This window comes from Acinetobacter sp. V2 (assembly GCF_001188385.1).
Taxonomy (GTDB): domain Bacteria; phylum Pseudomonadota; class Gammaproteobacteria; order Pseudomonadales; family Moraxellaceae; genus Acinetobacter; species Acinetobacter oleivorans.
This window is the reverse complement of sequence record NZ_JZFB01000004.1, coordinates 88,917-109,676: the sequence shown is the minus strand read 5'-3', so window position 1 is coordinate 109,676 and position 20,760 is coordinate 88,917. Positions and strand designations below refer to the sequence as shown.

The 20,760-nt window shown below is 41.1% G+C and carries 22 protein-coding genes; 15 read left to right on the top strand and 7 right to left on the bottom strand.

Features of this window, described 5'->3' with window-relative positions; all coding sequences use genetic code 11:
• The 12 genes from UC75_RS13465 to UC75_RS13410 form a co-directional block, all read left to right on the top strand.
• Positions 1–1,186: HAL/PAL/TAL family ammonia-lyase (locus tag UC75_RS13465; protein ID WP_228137371.1), on the top strand; the 1,186-nt coding region annotated here is incomplete at its 5' end.
• A 9-nt stretch (positions 1,187–1,195) separates the two neighbouring features.
• A complete protein-coding gene (locus UC75_RS13460; RefSeq protein ID WP_000542808.1) occupies positions 1,196–1,624 on the top strand; it encodes an acyl-CoA thioesterase in 429 nt (142 codons plus the stop codon).
• A complete protein-coding gene (locus UC75_RS13455) occupies positions 1,624–2,253 on the top strand; it encodes a LolA family protein (RefSeq protein WP_049837899.1) in 630 nt (209 codons plus the stop codon). The genes UC75_RS13460 and UC75_RS13455 overlap by 1 nt, the downstream gene beginning before the upstream one ends.
• Positions 2,228–4,543 (top strand): MMPL family transporter, encoded by a 2,316-nt coding sequence (locus UC75_RS13450; RefSeq protein WP_049837898.1) that lies wholly within the window; start codon positions 2,228–2,230, stop codon positions 4,541–4,543. Before UC75_RS13455 ends, UC75_RS13450 begins: the two co-directional genes overlap by 26 nt.
• A gap of 29 nt (positions 4,544–4,572) precedes the next feature.
• Positions 4,573–5,868: an NAD(P)/FAD-dependent oxidoreductase gene (locus UC75_RS13445; protein ID WP_049837897.1), complete on the top strand. Its 1,296-nt coding sequence runs from the start codon at positions 4,573–4,575 to the stop codon at positions 5,866–5,868.
• A gap of 2 nt (positions 5,869–5,870) precedes the next feature.
• Positions 5,871–6,416: a DUF3261 domain-containing protein gene (locus tag UC75_RS13440; protein WP_016142227.1), complete on the top strand. Its 546-nt coding sequence runs from the start codon at positions 5,871–5,873 to the stop codon at positions 6,414–6,416.
• Positions 6,413–7,615, top strand: a complete 1,203-nt coding sequence (locus UC75_RS13435; protein ID WP_049837896.1) for a beta-ketoacyl-[acyl-carrier-protein] synthase family protein — start codon at positions 6,413–6,415, stop codon at positions 7,613–7,615. The genes UC75_RS13440 and UC75_RS13435 overlap by 4 nt, the downstream gene beginning before the upstream one ends.
• A complete protein-coding gene (locus tag UC75_RS13430; RefSeq protein ID WP_049837895.1) occupies positions 7,615–8,040 on the top strand; it encodes a 3-hydroxylacyl-ACP dehydratase in 426 nt (141 codons plus the stop codon). The genes UC75_RS13435 and UC75_RS13430 overlap by 1 nt, the downstream gene beginning before the upstream one ends.
• 23 nt (positions 8,041–8,063) lie before the next feature.
• The gene (locus UC75_RS13425) at positions 8,064–8,789 is read left to right on the top strand and encodes a 3-ketoacyl-ACP reductase FabG2 (protein ID WP_004794677.1); all 726 of its coding nucleotides are present in this window, start codon (positions 8,064–8,066) and stop codon (positions 8,787–8,789) included.
• Complete coding sequence (locus UC75_RS13420; protein WP_049837894.1) at positions 8,789–10,015, top strand: beta-ketoacyl-ACP synthase; 1,227 nt, start codon at positions 8,789–8,791, stop codon at positions 10,013–10,015. Before UC75_RS13425 ends, UC75_RS13420 begins: the two co-directional genes overlap by 1 nt.
• A gap of 11 nt (positions 10,016–10,026) precedes the next feature.
• On the top strand, positions 10,027–10,461 hold the full coding sequence (locus tag UC75_RS13415) for a hypothetical protein (protein ID WP_049837893.1): 435 nt from the start codon (positions 10,027–10,029) through the stop codon (positions 10,459–10,461).
• A 24-nt stretch (positions 10,462–10,485) separates the two neighbouring features.
• Positions 10,486–11,142, top strand: coding sequence for a 4'-phosphopantetheinyl transferase family protein (locus tag UC75_RS13410; protein WP_049837892.1), 657 nt, complete (start codon positions 10,486–10,488; stop codon positions 11,140–11,142).
• Between the two features lie 68 nt (positions 11,143–11,210).
• Here UC75_RS13410 and secB read toward each other — a convergent pair whose 3' ends face one another.
• The 4 genes from secB to rsgA all read right to left on the bottom strand — a co-directional run bounded on the left by secB (position 11,211) and on the right by rsgA (position 13,536).
• Positions 11,211–11,663 carry a protein-export chaperone SecB gene (gene secB, locus UC75_RS13405; protein WP_003654925.1) on the bottom strand — a complete coding sequence of 151 codons (453 nt, stop codon included), beginning with the start codon at positions 11,661–11,663 and terminating at the stop codon, positions 11,211–11,213.
• Between the two features lie 27 nt (positions 11,664–11,690).
• Positions 11,691–11,948, bottom strand: a complete 258-nt coding sequence (gene grxC, locus UC75_RS13400; RefSeq protein ID WP_002114715.1) for a glutaredoxin 3 — start codon at positions 11,946–11,948, stop codon at positions 11,691–11,693.
• An 11-nt stretch (positions 11,949–11,959) separates the two neighbouring features.
• Positions 11,960–12,376, bottom strand: coding sequence for a rhodanese-like domain-containing protein (locus UC75_RS13395; RefSeq protein ID WP_003654928.1), 417 nt, complete (start codon positions 12,374–12,376; stop codon positions 11,960–11,962).
• A 98-nt stretch (positions 12,377–12,474) separates the two neighbouring features.
• On the bottom strand, positions 12,475–13,536 hold the full coding sequence (rsgA, locus tag UC75_RS13390) for a small ribosomal subunit biogenesis GTPase RsgA (RefSeq protein ID WP_005302303.1): 1,062 nt from the start codon (positions 13,534–13,536) through the stop codon (positions 12,475–12,477).
• A 125-nt stretch (positions 13,537–13,661) separates the two neighbouring features.
• On the opposite strand from rsgA, the gene orn reads away from it, so the two are divergent.
• The 3 genes from orn to UC75_RS13375 all read left to right on the top strand — a co-directional run bounded on the left by orn (position 13,662) and on the right by UC75_RS13375 (position 16,055).
• Entirely contained in the window at positions 13,662–14,228 is a 567-nt protein-coding gene (gene orn / locus UC75_RS13385) for an oligoribonuclease (protein ID WP_004794671.1), read from the top strand.
• A 154-nt stretch (positions 14,229–14,382) separates the two neighbouring features.
• On the top strand, positions 14,383–15,114 hold the full coding sequence (locus UC75_RS13380) for a Bax inhibitor-1/YccA family membrane protein (RefSeq protein WP_004794670.1): 732 nt from the start codon (positions 14,383–14,385) through the stop codon (positions 15,112–15,114).
• Positions 15,115–15,251: 137 nt separating this feature from the next.
• Positions 15,252–16,055, top strand: coding sequence for an enoyl-ACP reductase FabI (locus tag UC75_RS13375; RefSeq protein ID WP_023274323.1), 804 nt, complete (start codon positions 15,252–15,254; stop codon positions 16,053–16,055).
• Between the two features lie 70 nt (positions 16,056–16,125).
• Here UC75_RS13375 and UC75_RS13370 read toward each other — a convergent pair whose 3' ends face one another.
• The 3 genes from UC75_RS13370 to UC75_RS13360 all read right to left on the bottom strand — a co-directional run.
• Entirely contained in the window at positions 16,126–17,520 is a 1,395-nt protein-coding gene (locus UC75_RS13370) for an efflux transporter outer membrane subunit (RefSeq protein WP_128825289.1), read from the bottom strand.
• Between the two features lie 22 nt (positions 17,521–17,542).
• A complete protein-coding gene (locus tag UC75_RS13365; RefSeq protein ID WP_005302315.1) occupies positions 17,543–19,537 on the bottom strand; it encodes a MacB family efflux pump subunit in 1,995 nt (664 codons plus the stop codon).
• 2 nt (positions 19,538–19,539) lie between these two features.
• A partial coding sequence (locus UC75_RS13360) for a MacA family efflux pump subunit (RefSeq protein ID WP_228137370.1) occupies positions 19,540–20,760 on the bottom strand: 1,221 nt, incomplete at its 5' end.

Sequence of the window (20,760 nt, the reverse complement as noted above, 5' to 3'; positions counted from 1 at the left end):
GTCGATAGCACTACTTGAGCGCTTGGTTTGGTTGCTGAATGAAAATGTAATTCCAGTCATTCCATCTGAAGGTTCAGTCGGGGCAAGTGGTGACTTAACGCCGTTGTCTTATATTGCGGGAACTTTAGTCGGTGAGCGTGATGTCTATGTCGATGGGCAAATTGTTCCTGTTGCTCAAGTCTATGCTGAAAAAAATATGCTGCCTTTAACGCTTAGACCTAAAGAAGGTTTGGCGCTCATGAACGGCACTGCAGTGATGACGGCAATTGCATGTTTAAATTATAAAAAAGCAGAGCAAATTGCACTTGCAAGTACTTTAATTACTGCTCTAAATGTATTGGCTTTGGAAGGTAATCCTAGTCATTTTGATGAAGTACTATTTGCACAAAAGCCCCATCCGGGGCAGCAGCAAGTTGCCAAGCAATTACGTGATTGGCTGAACAGTGAAGTACAAACAGCACATCAAAGCCCACGCTTGCAAGACCGTTATTCGCTTCGTTGTGCACCACACATTATTGGTGTGTTTGAAGACTCAAAAGTATGGTTACGTCAGTTTATTGAAAATGAGCTGAATTCAAGTAACGACAATCCACTGATTGATCCCGTAGGGATGCGTGTATTGCATGGCGGTCATTTTTACGGTGGGCACATTGCACAAGCAATGGATAGCTTAAAAATTATGATTGCCAATATTGCTGATTTGATGGATAGACAGATTGCACAGCTAGTCGATCATAAAATGAATCATGGTTTACCGCGTAATTTAACCGGTGCAACGGCTGAACGTTTACCATTGAATCATGGTTTTAAAGCGGTACAAATTGGGGTGTCGGCGTGGACGGCTGAAGCCTTAAAAAACACTTTGGCAGCTTCAATTTTTTCACGGTCAACCGAATGTCATAACCAAGACAAAGTTAGCATGGGAACTATTGCTGCGCGTGATGCGAGCCGCGTAATTACTTTAACACAGCAAGTCATTGCAGCGCTGTGCTGCGCCAGTGTGCAGGCGATTCATCTGAAAGGTTTAACGGCACAGTTAAGTCCAACATTGCAAACGTTTATGCAATGGACCTTACAAAGTTTTGCATTTGTCGAAGAAGACCGACCATTACAAACCGAATTACAACAGATTGTTGATCGTTTAGACCAACTTGAATTGTTTAATCAACCAGAATTTATGGGATAAGGTGAGCCAATGCATGCAGATGTAATCATTGAAATTCCATTTCATGATGTCGATACCATGAATGTGGTTTGGCATGGACACTATTTAAAATATTTTGAGATTGCGCGCTGTAAATTGCTCGATCAATTTCATTACAACTATATGCAGATGAAAGAATCAGGCTATGCATGGCCTGTGATTGAAAGCCATGTCCGCTATGCATACGGTATTGAGTTTGAACAAAAGATTCGGGTTCGGGCCATTTTAAAAGAATGGGAAAACCGCTTAAAAATTGATTATTTGATTTTTGATGCTGAGTCAGGAAAACGTTTAACCAAGGGTTATACCACACAGGTTGCGGTGAATATTGAAGCCCGTGAAATGTGTTTTCAATCGCCACAGGTTTTGTTTGATCGCTTGAATGCATGGTCTGAGTTTCAACCGAAGAGGAATGCGTGATGTCTCAATTCATCAAAACTTTAGGTTTAGCTGCTGCTGTTTGGATGAGCAGTTTAAGTGCGGTCTATGCAGCGCCAACACAGATCACTCAAATTTTTCAGCAACTATCACAGTCTCCTACGGTTCGTGCTGATTTTGAACAGCAAAAAAAATTGCCATCGTTGAATAAAACTTTTGTATCGAACGGCTCTTTGTTGTTCTCAAAATCTTATGGTGTAGCATGGCAAATCAAACGACCTGTGCAAGCAGATTTGATCGTTACCCCAACCAAATTGGTACAGAAAACTCAGCGTACATTTAGCCAAATACAAGTTGATCAATCGCCATATAGTTCGGTCGCGACTTTATTCTTACAGCTCATGTCTGGTAATGAACAGGCTTTGGCAAAGAATTTTAATGTGGTAAGTGCGAATTATAGTCCAGCGGGTTGGAGCATGAGCTTAACTCCGAAAAGTAGCTTGTTTAAAAAGTTATTTGTGCGTGTTGATGCTCAAGGTCAACAGTACGTCAACCAAATCGTGATTACCGAGAAAGCGAATAATTTAACGACCATCCGCTTTAGTCACCAGACTTCTCAACCGACGACTCTAACGGCTGCTGAGCATGCGATTTTCCAACTGGCAAAATAAGTTCACCGCGCTTTGGTTAATTGCTCTGCTATTGGTTGCTGTGGGGCTTGGCGTGACGTGGCTGAATAAAGATATTCATATTCAAACTAATATTTTTGCGTTATTGCCTAAAGTTCAGCAGGACCCAGAACTTGCACGTACTCAGCAGTACATGAATGAGCAACTCAACAATAAAGTATTTGTGGTGGTAGATGCCAAAGATGAAGCTGCGATACAACAAGCGACTCATTTCTTAACAGCGCAGGCCAAGCAAAGCCAGTTGTGGCAATCGCTGAAGCCACAACTTGATTTTGATCAATTTGCAAAACAGTTGTATCAACATCGCGCAGGATTGTTGAGTGCTCAAGATCAAGCCTTATTGCAAAAAAAGGATTATGCTGCGCTGACTGAACAAAGTCTGATGCAGATGATGAGTCCAGGTATGCCTGTCACTGCTGAATCACTTAAGCAAGACCCGCTATTATTGTTCCCTCGTTATGCTATGCAGTTGGCAACCCCGTCACAACAAGATATTGAAATGGAGCAGGGTTTCGCCACAATTCATCATGAGCAAGGTATCTCTCGGCTTTTCGTATTACAGTTGACGCAAAGCCCATACAATATTGATTACCAAGAACAGACCTCTACTTGGATTGAGCAAACTAAGCAAAAGTTAGCTGCAATGGGATTAAAATCTCATTGGACTGGAACTATTTTATTTTCAAATTTTGGGACGCAATCGGCTAAACAGGAAATATCAACCATTGGTGTTGGCTCGACACTGGGCTTAATTTTTCTGGTTTGGTTCGGCTTTCGCTCACTACGGCCTTTGGCGACCGAGTTTATTGCAGTTTCGACTGGAAGCTTTGTGGCGTTTGCGGTCACACATTGGGTGTTTGGTGAAATTCACCTGATGACATTGGTCTTTGGTGCAAGTCTGATTGGTGTCTGTGTCGACTTTTCTTTTTATTTTATGGCGATGCAATCGCAGCATAGAAAGCTTGGTGGTTTTCAAATTTTAAAACCACTATTACCAAGTTTGTTTATGGGCTTAATGACCACATTGGTTGCTTACATCTTTTTGAGTTTTACTCCGTTTCCTGGGTTCAAGCAGATTGCAGTCTTTTCAATTGTAGGATTAACTGCGGCGTGGATCAGCAGTGTATTGCTATTACCAAGATTACCTGCACTCAATGCCCAACCAGCAATAAAAGCATTATCGTGGATTGGACACGCACGGTTATGGTTTCAGCAACGAACCACAGTCCGTTATAGCTTGATTGTAATCATTTTAGCAGTAGGGACGGCGAGTCTTTTCTATCTTAAAAGTAACGATGATATTCGTAATTTACAAGGTATGGACGCGAGCTTAAAACAGCAAGACCAAGCGGTTCGTGAGCAATTTGGCCAGCAACAAAGTAGTGATTATTTTGTGGTGCGTGCAACCTCTGCAAATGAAATGCAGCAACAAGAGCAGCAACTGATTGGACATTTGCAACAGTTACAGTCACAAGGGAAAATCAGTGCATTTCAAGCTTTGGGACAATGGATTCCACCATTGGCAGAGCAGCAAAATAATCTACAACTATTAAGAAATATTCCAAAAGCGACTTTGCAGCAGTATGCACAAAGCATGGGGCTAAATGTTAATGATGTTTTACAGTGGCAACAGCAACTGGCGACACAACCGTTATTAGATTTTTCTGTATTTAAAGATCATCCTTTAGCTTTTTTACAACCTCAAGCCAATGAACGATTAGTGATGGTGACAGGTGCAAAACAGCCTGAAGTGTTAAAGCAGCTTCAGAATGAGCATATACATTTCCAACAACCGATTACCGAAATGTCGCAAATGTTTGCTGAACATCGAGTACAGGCTCAACATCTTCTGATTTATGCCTTAATTGGTCTGGCAGTTGGTTTGGCGCTTATTTATGGATTAAGTTCGATTGTGCCTTTGGTCCTGCCAGTCAGCTTGGCATTACTGAGCACTTTTGCTATTCAGGCATGGATAGGTGTCGAGATTAACCTGTTTAGTATTATGGCAACTTTTCTGATTATTGGGATTGGTGTCGACTATGCAATTTTCTACCGCCATGGACATGATCACCCACAAGTAGTTGGAATGGCATTATTTTTATGTATGATGTCGACCTTACTTGGCTTTGGATTACTTTCATTTAGCCATACTTATGCAATTCATTGTTTTGGTTTAACGGTTTTATTCGGGGTTATTTTCTCGTTTATCTATGCGACTTTGTTAACCCCTGCAGATGAAAAACATATTGTAAATTTACAAGACCATTCATAATTTGAATAAATTAAAAAGGAAGTTGTGCTATGAGCACTATAGAAAAAATTGACATCGTGATTATTGGGGCTGGGCCATCAGGTAGTTCTGCTGCTGCACTTCTTCGAAAAAAGGGCTATACCGTTACGGTCATTGAAAAACAGCATTTCCCTCGTTTTTCGATTGGTGAATCATTGTTACCACAATCTATGGCATTTTTAGAAGAGGCTGGTTTATTAGAAACAGTCCGTGAGCATGTTGAGCAATATGCTTTTCAATTTAAAAATGGGGCAGCTTTTCTACGCGGCAAACAGCGTAGCTTTTATGACTTTACAGAAAAATTTACCGATGGTCCGGGAACAACTTGGCAAGTTCGCCGTGCAGATTTTGATAACCTACTAGCAAAACAGGCTCAAGCTTATGGTGCTGATATACGCTTTGGGCATGAGGTTTTAGATGTTGATGTTGCATCTGAACAGCCTGTACTTACAGTAATTGATGAAGAGCAACAGCGTTATCAGATTCAAACTAAATTCTTATTAGATGCGAGTGGCTTTGGGCGAATTTTGCCAAAGTTATTAGATTTAGAGAGCCCATCAAATTTTCCAGTACGACGTGCGCTGTTTACCCATGTTGAAGATGGTATTACAGATGACCCAGAGTTTGATCGTAATAAAATTTTAATTACTGTCCATGAAAAAGATCACCGTGCATGGTATTGGTTGATTCCATTTGCAGATGGACGGGCTTCTTTCGGTATCGTTGCAGAACAAGACTTTTTTGACAAATACACGGTCGAAAATGCTGAAGATAATGAGCCTGAAGCAATGTTTAAGCGTATTTTGGCTGATGAACCAAGCTTGTCACATGTTCTGCGCCGTGCAAAGTTTGATACACCAGTGCGCACCTTGGTTGGTTATTCAGCGAATGTAAAACATTTGGCAGACCGCAACTATGCGCTATTAGGTAATGCGGGTGAGTTTCTTGATCCAGTCTTTTCATCAGGTGTGACGATTGCTCTTAAATCTTCAAGTTTGGCGGTTCCTTTAGTTGAACGAGTTTTACAAGGTGAGCAACTCGACTGGTTAGAAGAATATGAAAAACCATTACGCCGCGGCATTCAGGTATTTCGTGCCTATGTTGAGTCATGGTACGAAGGCGAGTTCCAAGATGTGGTGTTCTCGCAAAATCAGAATGAAGGTATTCGCCGTATGATTTCTTCATTATTGGCTGGTTATGCGTGGGATGAAAAAAATCCGATTCATAAAAATGCCAAACGTAGACTCAGCACCTTGGCAGAATATTGTCGTGAAGGCTTGGTGCAAGAACAGGTACTTGAGGGATAACCATGCAACGCAAATGGGCAACGATATTACTCAGTAGCTTTATATTTTTAAATGGTTGTCAGGTCATGCCACATGCCAAAGGACTGCAAAGTCCACTATGGCAGGCTCAGACTTATCAAAGACAAGATCAGGTTGAAGTTCAGTGGAAGCAGCAAAGTTTTAGCTTCTTGTTATATCAACAGCAAAAGGGTGCTGTACTGGATATGGTCGCTTTAAGCCTGACAGGCCAGCAATTATTTAAGTTACAGTTTGATGGGCATCGGGTTCATGTTGAACAGCGTATTGATCAAATGCGTTTATTGCCTTTTGAGTTTGTGGTGCGTGACCTTTTGTTTGCGACATACCCTCAGTTTTCGCATTTAGGGCAGCAAGCTGTAGAGATGAAACAACAAGCAGACAAGCAGGTTGTTTATATTGAAAAGCAACCTGTGTTGCAGCTTAAACAGGGGCAAGGAAGCATTGAATTGATTAATGAACAAGTCCCTTATACCATGACGCTGAGTTCGATTGAGAACACCTTGCAGACTGAAGAAAGTCCTACGCCATGAAACATTTATCTTCAAAAAATGCAGCTCCAATGGCAGTAGGCATACAATTTAGTGTTGGTTTATCTGCATTAGGCTGTGAACTTAATCAAATTAAACAGGCATTACAACAGCCACAGCAAGCCTTGAGTTTGCGTAATGATTTAATCGCTGATCGTGATGTTTGGGTGGGGCAATATACGCATCCATTATGTTCAAGCGTACCTGATGCTTTACAGTCTGTAGATTCACGTAATCTACGTTTTGCATTAACCGCATTATCTGAAATAGAAACAGAGTTAAAAGCTTATACCGCATCCTTTGAAAATAAACGTTTAGCCATTGTGGTAGGTACATCTACCTCTGGTATTGCAGATAATGAACTCTTACTTAAGCAATATTTTCAAGGGCAAACAGATCTATCAATATCTCATTATCCTCAAGAAATGAGCTGTTTAGCGAAAGCATTACAGCAGTACTTAGGATGGGAAGGGCCAGCCTATACGATTTCAACAGCTTGTTCTTCAAGCGCTAAAGCATTAGCCGCAGGGCAGAGATTACTTCACGCAGATTTAGCCGATGTTGTGCTGGTTGGTGGCGTTGATACCTTGTGTAAGTTGACGCTAAATGGATTTAATAGTCTAGAAAGTTTATCTGAACATGTTTGCCAACCCTGCGGTCTAAACCGTGATGGTATTAATATTGGTGAAGCCGCTGCGTTTTTTGTACTAAGTAAAGAACAAGCACCTGTCATGTTAATGGGGGCGGGTGAGTCCATGGATGCATGGCACATTTCAGCCCCGCACCCTGAAGGTAAAGGTGCTGCTTTAGCTATGCAACGTGCATTAGATATGGCACATATTTCCGCTCAAGAGGTGGGTTATATCAACTTGCATGGAACAGCAACTCCACAAAATGACGCAATGGAAATTAAGGCTGTAAGGCAAGTTTTTGGTGATTACCAAGTTGCTTTGAGTAGTACCAAACATAAAACTGGACATTGCCTCGGTGCAGCGGGTGCCATCGAAGCTTTTATTTGTGAGCAAGTTTTAAAAGATCAAAGTTGGTTGCCTTTACATCAAAGTGTTGAGATTGATCCAGATTTAGCTGACCAAAACTATGTGCAAAATGCCGAACTAAAACAGCCCATCCGCTATGTCATGAGTAATTCTTTTGCTTTTGGGGGAAGTAATATTAGTCTTGTTTTTGGAGTGAAGCCCTAGTGAAACTAGATGCAATTCAATATATTCCTCATGAGCAACCGATGGTATTTATTGATCATTTAACCGAGGTTGCAGAAGGGCGAGCGCAAGCAGAACTCACGATTACGCCAGAGCTTATGTTTTGTGAAGCAGAAGGTTTGCCGACATGGGCAAGCATTGAAATTATGGCACAAACGATTAGTGCTTATTCAGGCTGGCAAGGTCAGCAGTCAAAACAAGCGCCAAAAGTCGGTTTTTTATTGGGAACGCGTAAGTTAAATTTACCGATCCCTTATTTCACCTTAGGTTCACGATTGATCATTCAAATAGAACAACAATATTTTCATGAAGGACTTGGGCAATTTTCCTGTGAAATTCAATATGCTGAGCACTGCATTCAGGCAACGTTAAGTGTATTTGAGCCAACAGAATCACCATTTGAATAACCACAAAGAATTAGGAATACATTGTGACAAGACGAATTTTAGTAACAGGTTCAAGTCGAGGAATTGGGAAAGCGATTGCGTTACAACTAGCAAAGGCTGGTTTTGATGTGACCGTGCATGCACGTTCGCGTCAGGCAGAGGCTGAGCAAGTCGTACAAGAGATTCAAGCATTAGGACAAAATAGCCATTATCTAATGTTTGATGTAAATGAACGCCAGACGGTTCAACAGATTTTAGAGCAAGATGTAGAGCAGCATGGCGGATTCTATGGTGTTGTATTGAATGCAGGTCTTACTCATGATGGAGCTTTTCCTGCACTCACCGATCAAGATTGGGATGAAGTTATTTCAACGTCCCTAGACGGTTTTTATAACGTATTAAAACCATTAGTTATGCCAATGATTCACTTGCGTAAAGGTGGTCGTATTGTCACCTTATCTTCGGTTTCTGGGATTATGGGTAACCGTGGTCAGGTTAACTATAGTGCTGCAAAAGCAGGTCTGATTGGTGCGACCAAGGCTTTGGCCCTCGAATTGGCGAAGCGAAAAATTACTGTGAACTGTGTTGCACCAGGGTTGATCGAAACTGAAATGGTGACAGATGAAGTCAAAGAACATGCGCTTAAAATGATTCCGTTGCAACGCATGGGACAGGTCGATGAAGTGGCGAGCGTGGTGAAATTTTTGTGTTCAGATGAAGCCTCGTATGTAACCCGACAGGTTATTTCTGTAAATGGGGGACTCATCTGATGAAACGTGTGGTCGTGACGGGAATGGCAGGAATTACCTCTTTAGGTGAAACCTCCGATGAGATCTTTGCTCGATTTGACGCTGCCAAAAGCGGTATACGCTACATGCCAGAGTGGGAGCAATATGTTGATCTTCGGACCAAGCTTGCTGGCCCTGTTGAAACATTCCATGTTCCAAAACATTTTAACCGTAAGGTTACCCGCGGGATGGGGCGTGTAGCCCTTATGTCTGTGGTTTGTGCCGAAACTGCTTTACAAAATGCTGGTTTGCTTGGGCATGAAATTTTGTCTAGTGGCGAAGCCGGTGTTGCTTTTGGTTCTTCTGCGGGTAGTGTAGAGGCTGTGGGTGAGTTTGCTAGCATGTTGCTTCATCAGAGCATGAGTAAGATCAATGCAACCACTTATATTCGTATGATGGCCCACACAAGTGCGGTGAATATGACCGTATATTTTGGTCTAAAAGGCTTAACTTTACCGACCTCAAGTGCATGTACTTCTGGCTCTATGGCCATTGGGCAAGCCTATGAAGCAATTAAATATGGCAAACAACAGGTTATGATTGCGGGTGGTGCTGAGGAACTTAGTGCAGCAGGTGCAGCGGTTTTTGATGTATTGTTCGCGACCAGTGGCATGAATGACCAACCAGAAAAAACACCGCGTCCATTTGATGCCAAGCGAGATGGATTGGTGATTGGTGAAGGGGCGGGCTGTTTAATTTTAGAAGAATACGAACATGCCAAAGCTCGAGGTGCTCATATCTATGCAGAGGTGATTGGCTACGGTAGCAATACTGATGGTCAACATGTAACTAAACCAGACGCCGAGATGATGGGGCGCTGTATGCAATTGGCACTTAAAGATGCATCTGTAGACGCTAAAGACATCGCTTATGTTAATGCGCACGGTACCTCAACAGATCAGGGGGATGTAGCTGAAAGTCAGGCGACAGCAACAGTTTTAGGACGTAAACCGATCAGCTCTTTAAAAAGCTACTTTGGACATACGCTGGGGGCGTGTGGAGCTATTGAAGCTTGGCTGAGCATTGAAATGATGAATCGTGGCCGCTTTATTCCAACTTTAAACCTAGATGAAATCGACCCATTGTGCGGTGATCTAGATTATATCGTTCAGCAACCGAGAACTTTGGATGCTGACATTATTATGAGCAATAACTTTGCTTTTGGCGGAATTAATACTTCGCTTATTTTTAAACGTGTTAAACAATAAGGAACACAACAATGTTAAATAAAAAACTTTTATTTATAGCAATGCTAAGTGCGGGTTTTACTGCCACTGTTCAGGCTGGAGATGAAGTACATCAGTTAAATTTTAAAGAAGCTGTAGACCGTGCAGTTGCAGATGGGACTTTAGATGGTTCAGTAAAGTTTTATTTAAAGGGTACAAAGTCTGGCGGTAAAATTATTCAAAAAGATGCAGTAACCAATAAAAAAACCAATGGTTTTGGTAAGTCAGCAGCAACGTCTTGTGACTGGGTTTTACGTTCAGCACTGATCCAAATGCAAAACAATGCTAAAGCACAAGGTGCAAACGCTGTTACTAATATTGTGAGCTATTTTAAAGCCAATGAAACTACAAGTACGACAACTTACGATTGCTATAAAGGTGCCATGATGGCGGGTGTTACCTTAAAAGGCGACGTGGTTAAATTCTAATTAATTTTAAATAAGGTCGGGATAATGTCTAAACGTAATATTGAAGTCTACACACAGACATTGTCCCAGCTTCTTTTAAAATCTAAACAAGATTTTCCAGACTTTCGTACATTTAATCATTATAAAAAACAGCAAATACATAATATTAGAAACGAGCTGTTAGCACAGAAATTACAAATTAAAATAACGGATTTGGAGTTTGCAAAGCATGAGCATGGCAAGCCCTATTTATTGAATCACGATTTAAATTTTAATCACTCTCATAGCCAACAATATTATGCTTTAGCGATGAGTCAGCATGTTAAAGATATCGGTATAGACGTTGAAGAGTTAGACCGTAAAGTACGTTTGGAAGCTCTAGCGCAGCATGCATTTCATCCCGATGAATATGCAACATGGCAAAGTCTAGAACAAGATAGAGAATATTGGTTTAAAGTCTGGACGACAAAAGAGGCTGTTCTAAAAGCTTCAGGCCTTGGTATCCGTTTAGATTTAAATACTTTAAATACTCAAGCACATCCTACAGACCGTGGCGGAATATGTTCTCATCCACTGATCGGGACATTTGCTTATCAAAACTTCGTTGTGGGTAATATGATTTTAACAGTGGCATGGCGTTCAGAATTATCTTGCCGTGGTTTTCAGTTTCCTACAATTCAGCTTCATTCACTTGATACTTAATAAGCGAATAGCAGACATAAAAAAACCGCGAATTACGCGGTTTTTTTAGTTTAGAGCAAGCTATAAAATTAAGCTTGACCTTCAACAGCTTGAGCACGTTGCATATTCGCTTCGAACTCTGCATCAAAGTTGATTGGTGTAAGAAGTAACTGTGGGAAGCTACCTTTAGTCACTAAATCATTTACCGCTTCACGTAAGAACGGGAACAAAATATTTGGGCAATAAGCGCCTAAAATATACGGTAAGCGATCTTCTTCGATATTATCAATTAAGAAAATACCTGATTGAGTGATATCTACAATGAACGCTGTTTCGTTGTCGTTATCGGCTTGTACCACAACTTTTAAAGAAACTTCAAAATGAGTTGGATCAATTTTTTCTGCAGCAGAAGAAAGATTGATATTGAGTTCAGGTTGCCATTGTTTAGTAAAAACTTGTGCCCCAGGAACCTCAAAAGAAATATCTTTTGTATAAATACGCTCTAAAGCTAATTGTGGTTGAACTTGTTGTTCTTCGCTCATTGTTTTTTCCTTAATATGGATGCGAGATTAAGCCAATAATTCGTCGAGTTTACCTTCACGCTCTAAAGCATAAAGTTGGTCAAAACCACCAATAAACTGATCGTTAATAAAAATTTGTGGGACAGTACGATGATTAGTGCGTTGCATTAATTCAACACGCACTTCCGGTGCTTCAACAGAAAGATTTACTTCTTTGTAAGCAACACCTTTACGCTCAAGTAACTGTTTAGCACGAACACAATACGGGCATACAGAAGTTGAGTAAACAATGACATTTGCAGCCATAATAATTCTCCTTAAGCTTTTGGTTTGCTTTTTACAAGAGGTAAGCCTTGTGCTTTCCAGTTACTAATGCCACCATCAAGACGATAGCTGTCATGGTGAGCAACTTTTTGCAAAGCACTACCAGCGACTTGCCCGAGGTTGCAAATAAATACTAATGGACGTTCACTTGCTTTTAATTCATCAGCATGACTTGCAATTTGGCTGAAAGGAATATTGCGGCTACCACTAATATGACCTTCACGGAAGTCTTTACTATCGCGCAAGTCGATGAGTATGGCATTTTTCGCTTTCACTAAAATACCAAGCGACTGTGGTGAAATTTTACGACCGTTACGTTGACCTTCAAAGATGAAGAACAACACGACCAAGACTCCGAGCGTACCAAACAAAATGGGGTGATTCCCCATAAACTCTAACCAGCGTTCCACAAGTCACCTAAAAAAAATTAAAAACAAAATTGACCTAGAGTATAGCGTATATAGATGGTGATCAAAATCACCACTTCAAGGGCAAAGCGGACAGAAAATTAGTTTTTTTGCTGTGCTTCTTGAATCTCATCATTTAAACGCAAAAAGCTATCTAGGCGCCGTGGTAAAATTTCACCAGATTCTACAGCATGTTTTAACCCACAGTTCTTTTCATGAGTATGGGTACAGTTACGGAATTGGCAAGAACCCAAATGTGCTTCAATTTCTGGAAAGCCCATACGAATTTTTTCTAAATCAAGATGCCAAAGCCCAAATTCACGAATTCCCGGTGAGTCGATTAACGCGCCATTTTTACCGAAATTCATTAAACGTGTAGAGGTTGTTGTGTGCTGACCAAGTGCAGAGTTTTCAGAAATAATATTTGTTTTTTGCTCTGCTTCTGGAATGAGCACATTAATTAAAGAACTTTTTCCTACACCCGATTGGCCAACGAAAGCGACTGTTTCACCATCTAAACGTTCAGATAAAGCAGAGATATCACCCTTTTTAGACTGACAAATCATCACTTCATAACCCAAAGTTTTATATTCTTCTAATAGTGTGAGAATTGGGTCATTTTCGGTTAACAAATCCGACTTATTTAGGACTAAAAGAGCAGGAATATTAGCATCTGCACAAGCAACTAAATAACGGTCAATTAACGTTGGTGCAGGTTCAGGAAGCGGTGAAAATACAATCACAATCAAACTGATATTTGCTGCCACAGGTTTAACTTTGTGATAACGGTCTGGACGGGTAAGTAAAGAGGTACGAGGGTGAATGGCTGTAATAATACCTAAACCCGTGTTTGGGTCAGCTTGCCATTTAACTCGGTCACCAGTCACAAGTAATTCTAAGTTTGTTCGAGTATGACAGCGCCATACGCTTTTGAGCTCGATAGGTTTCCAGAAAGGTTCTGGCTCTCCTTCGGCAACTTGAGGTTTTTCTGGGTGATGCTCAGGTACAGAGAGTGCTTGTACTTCAAGTTGGCGGCCATAATGTTGTACAACGAGTCCGTCCAGATCTTGTGAAGTATCGGCCTCTTCTTGGCGAGTTTTGTGCTGTTTTTCAATACGACGTTGCTGTTGTTCAGTTAAACGACGCTTACGAATTAAAGCCATTCATATCCCAAAAAAACCACTGTTTGAAGATGGCAAAAATAGCATGAAGCGGCTATAGAATTACAGCGCAGATGCAAGAAATTTGCTACTATTGATGTTTTTACGGCATTTTAGAACGTACATACATGAGCAGTACTTTAAATACACGATTAATTTGGATTGATCTGGAAATGACCGGATTAGATACCGATAATGACCAAATTATTGAAATCGCAACAATTATTACAGATGATCATTTAAATGTACTTGCCGAAGGTCCGGTTTTAGCCGTTCACCAGCCTGACCGTATTTTAAATGCAATGGATGAGTGGAATACTCGCCAACATGGGCAATCTGGGTTGGTTGAACGAGTTCGTCGCAGCAAATTAACAGCTCGTGATGCTGAGTTACAAACTTTAGAATTCCTAAAAAAATGGGTGAATCCAAAAGTTTCACCGATGTGTGGTAACTCGATCTGTCAGGATCGCCGTTTCTTACACCGTCTTATGCCTGAACTAGAGCAGTATTTCCACTATCGTAATCTTGATGTATCTACGGTAAAAGAACTTTCAAAACGCTGGCGTCCTGAAATCATGAGCGGTCTGAAAAAGAATGCATCGCATTTAGCAATGGATGATATTCGTGACTCGATTTCCGAGTTGAAATACTATCGTGAATATTTCTTTATTATGAACACTGACGGTAAAGATTAATGACTTTGCCCGAGTGATATTAAAGGGAGGCTATTGCTTCCCTTTTTATTATTTAAAGGGGATTGTTACAATAATGCCGATCGCCTGATTTGGCTTTCATATTCATTTTGCTTAAAATGATGTTTTAAATTTTTATTATAAAAAGAGAGCATTTATGCAAAGTAATAACCCGATACTGACCCGTGTTGAAACGGTCAGTGACTATAGTCAACCGATGACTGTGCAAGGTGCGATTCAAAAATCTGTAATGTTGACAGTTATTGCTGCTGCGGTGGGTGTCGCTTTATTTTTCTATGCAGCCTTTACTGCAAATGTTGGTATTGCTTACGCGGCTTCAATTGTGGGTGCAATTGGTGGCTTGGTTTTAGCTTTAATTACAACGTTTAAACCAACGACCGCGCCAACATTGGCAATTCCGTATGCCTTATTTGAAGGGGCTTTTTTAGGTGGTATTTCTTTTACTTTCCAGTTGAAATACCCAGGTGTTCCTCTTCAGGCTTTATTAGCAACTTTCGTCACCACTTTGGTGATGTTTGGTCTATATAAATTCCAAATTATTCGCGCAACTGAAAAGTTCAAGTCAGTTGTGATCTCGGCATCTTTGGCGATCTTTATTGTATTTATCGTGCAGATGGTCATGCGTTTAGCATTTGGTTCAAGTGTTCCTTATATTTTTGAAAGTAACTGGTTAGGCATTGGCTTTGCTGCATTTGTTGCAGTGATTGCTTCACTTAACCTGATTTTAGATTTTGATTTAATCGAAACTAATGCAGCATATCGTGCACCAAAATTCATGGAATGGTTGTGTGGTATCGCATTACTTGCAACTTTAGTGTGGATGTATATTTCTTTCTTACGCTTACTTGGCTTATTGTCTGACGACTAAGATTGAATTCATCGAGAAGTCGCTCCTTATCAGGAGCGATTTTTTTTCGTGCGATTTTTGAAAAAAGATGCATTATGCAATTTCGAAAACCGCTGAATATTGGCATTATGCTTGAAATTGTTTTGAGTGAGATCGGCATGACACAAGGACTTTTAGCAGGTAAGCGCTTTTTGATTGCAGGCGTTGCTAGTAAATTATCAATTGCTTTTGGTATTGCACAAGCATTACACCGTGAAGGTGCAGAGCTTGCGTTTACTTATCCAAACGAAAAATTAAAAAAACGTGTGGATGAATTTGCTGAGCAATTCGGTTCTAAGCTTGTGTTTCCATGTGATGTTGCTGTTGATGCTGAAATTGATAATGCATTTGCAGAACTTGCAAAACATTGGGACGGTGTAGATGGTGTTGTGCACTCAATTGGCTTTGCACCTGCACACACGCTTGATGGTGATTTCACTGACGTGACTGACCGTGATGGTTTTAAAGTTGCTCATGACATCAGTGCATACAGCTTTATTGCAATGGCTCGTGCTGCAAAACCTTTATTACAAGCTCGCCAAGGTTGTTTATTGACTTTGACTTATCAAGGTTCTGAGCGCGTTATGCCTAACTACAACGTAATGGGTATGGCAAAAGCTTCTTTAGAAGCTGGTGTTCGCTACTTAGCATCAAGCTTGGGTGTTGATGGTATCCGTGTAAACGCGATTTCTGCGGGTCCAATTCGTACTTTGGCTGCTTCTGGTATTAAGTCTTTCCGTAAAATGTTAGATGCTAATGAAAAAGTTGCACCATTAAAACGTAACGTAACCATTGAAGAAGTAGGTAACGCAGCATTATTCCTATGCTCACCTTGGGCTTCTGGTATTACTGGTGAAATTCTATATGTAGATGCTGGTTTCAATACTGTAGGTATGAGCCAATCTATGATGGATGATGAATAAGTTTTAAAACTTATTTAGCCAATTAAAAAAGCCGTAGTTGAAGGACTACGGCTTTTTTAATTGGTACAAGTTACTGAGGAAGTTCTTTTACAGGTGAACCACCTAAAGCTTGCATGAGGGTGACATAAGCATTGTATTGGCTTTGTTTGGTTTCAACGAGGCTTAAACGTGCGGTACGTGTGGTTTGCTGAGCATCGAGAAGTGTTTTTAATGCGACAGCACCATAACGGTAACGGACTTCGGTTAAACGTTCAGTTTTTTCTGCAAGTTCAACATTACGTTCCTGTAACACTACTTGTTTGTCGAGTTCGGTACGACTCGATAAAGCATTTTCTACATCAGCAAAAGCCTGATAAAGCGTTTGACGATATTGAATAATCGCTTTTTCATAATCCAGATTGCTAATCGCGATATCTTTCTTCATATCGTTATATTGCAAAAATGGTAAGCTCAAACTCGCCCCGAGTGTCAGAGCAGGGTTACGTAATAACTCTGTTAACGATGTGCTGCTTGAACCTAAACTGCTGGTTAAGCTAATTGATGGATAGTAACTCGCCTTAGTGGCATCTTTAGTGGCTAATGCTTTTCTTAAGCGGAGTTCACTTGCTTGCAAATCAGGGCGGCGAGATAAAATATCAGCAGGTAAACCAGCACCAATTGCAGGTAGAGCCGTGCGAGGTAAACGCTTTGGCTCTTGAATGTTTAATTGTTGCAATGGCTCATGTAATAGCACTGCAATAGCCGTGCGTGTTTCAACCAATTGTTGCTCAATTTGACTTAAGCTTGCTTTTTGGCTTTGTACAGATTGTTCTGCTTGAGTCAGATCTACACCTGAAACAGCACCAGCTTTATATTGAATTTGTACCAAATCATAAAGCTTTTGAGAGGTTGCTAGACTTTGCTGGGCAGTTGTGTAGCGCTCATTTAAATAACCGAGTTGCCAATAGAGTTTGGCAGTGGTTGCAATTAAACTTTGCCCAGTGGCTTGTAGATCTTGTTCAGTTGCTAAGGCCTCCCATTTACTTGCTTCAGTTTGGCGTGCAAGCTTGCCAAACAAGTCAAGCTCATAGCTTACACCCGCACTCATTGATAGGCCTTTAGAGCTGTCATCTCCCGAATTTAAATCGAAAGAATGTCCTGTAGACACACTAGAACTGGTACGCAAGCCTTGTTTGTTTGCAGTTAGATCAGCTTGTAGACGGGCTTGCTTTAAGGCAATACCTGCAACTGCTAAATCACTGTTACGCTCTAATACATTGCTTACGAGCTGATTAAGCTGAGCATCATTAAAAAGAGTCCACCAACGATCAGAGTATTGATCGGCAGACATGTTTTTTGCTTTTGCTGTGTCATATTGAAAGCTACCCGGAACTTGTACCGCAGGCGTTTCATAAGGTGTTTTTACTACAGCTGCACATCCTACAAGAGAACCTGTGAGAAGAAGTGCTGTGCTGAGTTTAGTCATAGAGAAAGACATGCAATTTTCCTTATTCTCGAGATAGTGCGGCAACAGGGTCAAGTTTCGCGGCATTCTTAGCAGGCAAGAAACCGAATACGACACCAATCAGTGTTGAACAGACAAATGCTGCAATAATAGAAGTGCTTGAATAAGCCACGCTAAAGTTACCGCCAGCAAATTTATTAATGAGTTGTCCAAGGCCAAGCGAGAGTAAGACGCCAAGCACACCACCAATTAAACACACCAAAATTGCTTCAATTAGGAATTGCTGCAAAATATCACTTTGACGAGCACCTACGGCCATACGTACGCCAATTTCCTGAGTACGTTCAGTCACTGAAACCAACATAATGTTCATTACCCCGATACCACCAACCACCAGTGAAATTACGGCAATTGCTGAAACCAGAAGCGTCATTGTGCTAGTTGTTTTCTCAATGGTTTGACGGATACTGTCACTATTCATGGTGAAAATATCTTGTGCACCATGGCGCTGAGTTAATAGGTTTACAATCGCATTTTCTGCGGCAGCAGTTGAATATTTGTCATTAATACGAACCACAATATTACGTACATTAGATTGACCTAACATACGGCTCATTACGGTTGTATAAGGCATATAGACATTTAACGTATCATCTGAACCCATGCCGCTTGTCTGCGGTTCTACAATCCCAATAATACGTGCTGGTACACTACCGAGCAGTACGACTTGGCCAATTGGATTGCTACCATCTCCAAAGAATTGTTTCTGCGTATTGGTATCAATGACTACATCTTGTGAACGATCACGCACACTACGTTGGTCAAAAGTTTGCCCATCTTTAAAGACCAAACCTTTTACATCGAAATAATCGTTACTCACACCATTAATGGTCGCATTTGCTTCATTCTGTTGGTAACGCATGGTTTTGGATGTACTGACGATTGGGCTGACTGCGCTGACATAAGGTTGAGTCATTAACGCATCAGCATCGGCAGGAACCAAAGTTTTAAAGTTTGCAGTTTTGGAGTTATCACCAAAACCACGGCCCTGAAACACCGTAATCGTATTTGTTCCCAGACTACTAATATTACTTAAAATTTGTTGTTGAGAACCTTTACCTAGCGCGACCACTGTAACCACAGATGCAATACCAATAATGATCCCAAGCATGGTTAAAAAAGTACGCATGCGGTGGGCATTCATAGACAGTAAAGCCATTTGAAAAGCTTCTGACAAACGATCTAAAGTAGAACGCCATGCAGAAATACTTTTGCCTTTCTTCTGTTTACCTTGTAAAGCAGGAGCGGCATCTGGATCAGAATTGCCTGGTTCGGCTGCTTGATCAGGAACATTAGGACGGTCACTAATAATTTCTCCGTCACTAATTTCGATAATACGCGTCGCATTTTTTGCAACTTGCATATCGTGGGTGACTAAAATAATAGTGTGACCAGCGGCATTGAGTTCACGCAAAATACGCATCACCTCAACACCACTATGAGAGTCGAGTGCCCCTGTCGGTTCATCTGCCAGAATAACGTCACCGCCATTCATGAGCGCACGGGCAATAGAAACACGTTGCTGCTGACCGCCAGAGAGCTGGCTTGGTCTATTGAGTGTTTTAGTACCTAAACCTAATTCGGTCAGTAAAGCCGTTGCACGTTGTTTACGCTCAGAAGGGGTAACACCTGCATAAACAGCCGGAACTTCAACGTTACCCTCAGCAGATAAATCACCCAGTAAATGGTAGCGCTGGAAAATAAAACCAAAATACTCACGACGTAGTCGAGCGAGTTGATCTGGTTCGAGTTTACCGGTCTCTTGTCCACTAACCTTGTAACTACCACTCGTAGGGCGGTCTAAACAGCCCAAAATATTCATGAGTGTTGACTTACCGGAACCAGACTGACCGACAATGGCAACCAGTTCACCTTCGTAAATGGTAAGGTCAATGCCTTTTAAAATTTGTATCGTGCTTTCGCCAGCAGGGAATTCCCGGACTAGATTGCTGACTTCAAGCAAAGCTTGTTTTGTCATGCTTACATTCCCATTGGGCCACTACGGCGACGGTTATTACTACTATTAGCTGATGCGGCAGAAGTATCGGCGCTATCGGCAATGACAACTTGATCACCTTGTTTTAAGCCTGCAAGAACTTGTGCATTTACACGGTTGTTAATGCCAACCAAAATTTGAGTTGGTTTAGTTGTGCCATCAGCTTGTAATACACGTACAACACTTAACGTTAATTTGCCTTGTTCAATTAATTGTTTTTGCTCAGCAGTCAGGTTAAGACGCTCCAAACGAGCTCCATTTCCTTGAGATTTTTTCGTAGCTTCAGGTGTAGAGTTTGCTTTATCAGATGATTGGCCTGATTTTCTTTGACCTGAAAATTGTTTAGAGCTCAGTGCTGATGATGGAACGAGCAAGGCATTTTTAGCTGAGTTTAATACGATATAAACTTGTGCAGTCATATCAATACGCAATTTACCATCGGTATTTGGCACATCGAATAAGGCATTATAGTAAACAGCAGAACTCGTTGTTGAGCTTGTCGTACTTGTTGATTCGCTAGAAATAGAATCTGGAGCAGGTTCAATCTGACGTAAGGTTGCATAACGCTTAGTGTCTTCACCTAAGGTAGTGAAATAAACCTGTTGTCCTTTCTCAACTTTCATAATGTCAGCTTCACTGACCTGTGCCTTGATCGTCATGTTTTGAAGTTTTGCAATTTTGACAATTGTTGGCGCACTTTGATTGGCGTTTACTGTTTGACCTTCTTCAGTCACAATCGCAACAACCGTACCATCTGTTGGAGCAACAATACGCGTATAACCAATATTGGTTTGCGCCGTAGATTTTGTGACTTTTGCCGATTCGATTTGTGCATCTAACGCTTTGATTTGTGCCTGAGCTGTTTTATAGCTTGCCTCAGCCGATTCTAAATCCGCACGTGGTGTTGCATCTTGTGCATACATTTGTTGCTGACGGCGGTATTCAAGTTGTTTTTCATTCAAAGAAGCAACTTGCTGAAGGCGCTGTGCTTCTAAATTTTTAATATTTGCATCAGAGGTTTTTAAACTATTTTCTTGGGTCGTTGAGTCAATCTGTGCAATAAGTTGACCTTGCTTAACCTGATCGCCAAGTTGCACATACATCTTTTTAACCTGACCAGATACCTGTGCACCGACACTAATCAGTTTGGTTGCATCAAGTGTACCCGTTGCAAGTACATTATTTTCAATATCCCCGCGTGTTAC

Bases quoted from the DNA above. Each gene is read 5' to 3' on its own strand.
- secB (WP_003654925.1), bottom strand. From the start codon at position 11,663: ATGAGCGAAGAACAACAAGTTCAACCACAATTAGCTTTAGAGCGTATT.
- UC75_RS13445 (WP_049837897.1), top strand. From the start codon at position 4,573: ATGAGCACTATAGAAAAAATTGACATCGTGATTATTGGGGCTGGGCCA.
- UC75_RS13435 (WP_049837896.1), top strand. From the start codon at position 6,413: ATGAAACATTTATCTTCAAAAAATGCAGCTCCAATGGCAGTAGGCATA.
- UC75_RS13450 (WP_049837898.1), top strand. From the start codon at position 2,228: ATGCGATTTTCCAACTGGCAAAATAAGTTCACCGCGCTTTGGTTAATT.
- UC75_RS13420 (WP_049837894.1), top strand. From the start codon at position 8,789: ATGAAACGTGTGGTCGTGACGGGAATGGCAGGAATTACCTCTTTAGGT.
- UC75_RS13365 (WP_005302315.1), bottom strand. From the start codon at position 19,537: ATGACAAAACAAGCTTTGCTTGAAGTCAGCAATCTAGTCCGGGAATTC.
- UC75_RS13455 (WP_049837899.1), top strand. From the start codon at position 1,624: ATGTCTCAATTCATCAAAACTTTAGGTTTAGCTGCTGCTGTTTGGATG.
- UC75_RS13415 (WP_049837893.1), top strand. From the start codon at position 10,027: ATGTTAAATAAAAAACTTTTATTTATAGCAATGCTAAGTGCGGGTTTT.
- UC75_RS13375 (WP_023274323.1), top strand. From the start codon at position 15,252: ATGACACAAGGACTTTTAGCAGGTAAGCGCTTTTTGATTGCAGGCGTT.
- UC75_RS13460 (WP_000542808.1), top strand. From the start codon at position 1,196: ATGCATGCAGATGTAATCATTGAAATTCCATTTCATGATGTCGATACC.
- grxC (WP_002114715.1), bottom strand. From the start codon at position 11,948: ATGGCTGCAAATGTCATTGTTTACTCAACTTCTGTATGCCCGTATTGT.
- UC75_RS13410 (WP_049837892.1), top strand. From the start codon at position 10,486: ATGTCTAAACGTAATATTGAAGTCTACACACAGACATTGTCCCAGCTT.
- orn (WP_004794671.1), top strand. From the start codon at position 13,662: ATGAGCAGTACTTTAAATACACGATTAATTTGGATTGATCTGGAAATG.
- UC75_RS13380 (WP_004794670.1), top strand. From the start codon at position 14,383: ATGCAAAGTAATAACCCGATACTGACCCGTGTTGAAACGGTCAGTGAC.
- UC75_RS13440 (WP_016142227.1), top strand. From the start codon at position 5,871: ATGCAACGCAAATGGGCAACGATATTACTCAGTAGCTTTATATTTTTA.
- UC75_RS13370 (WP_128825289.1), bottom strand. From the start codon at position 17,520: ATGACTAAACTCAGCACAGCACTTCTTCTCACAGGTTCTCTTGTAGGA.
- rsgA (WP_005302303.1), bottom strand. From the start codon at position 13,536: ATGGCTTTAATTCGTAAGCGTCGTTTAACTGAACAACAGCAACGTCGT.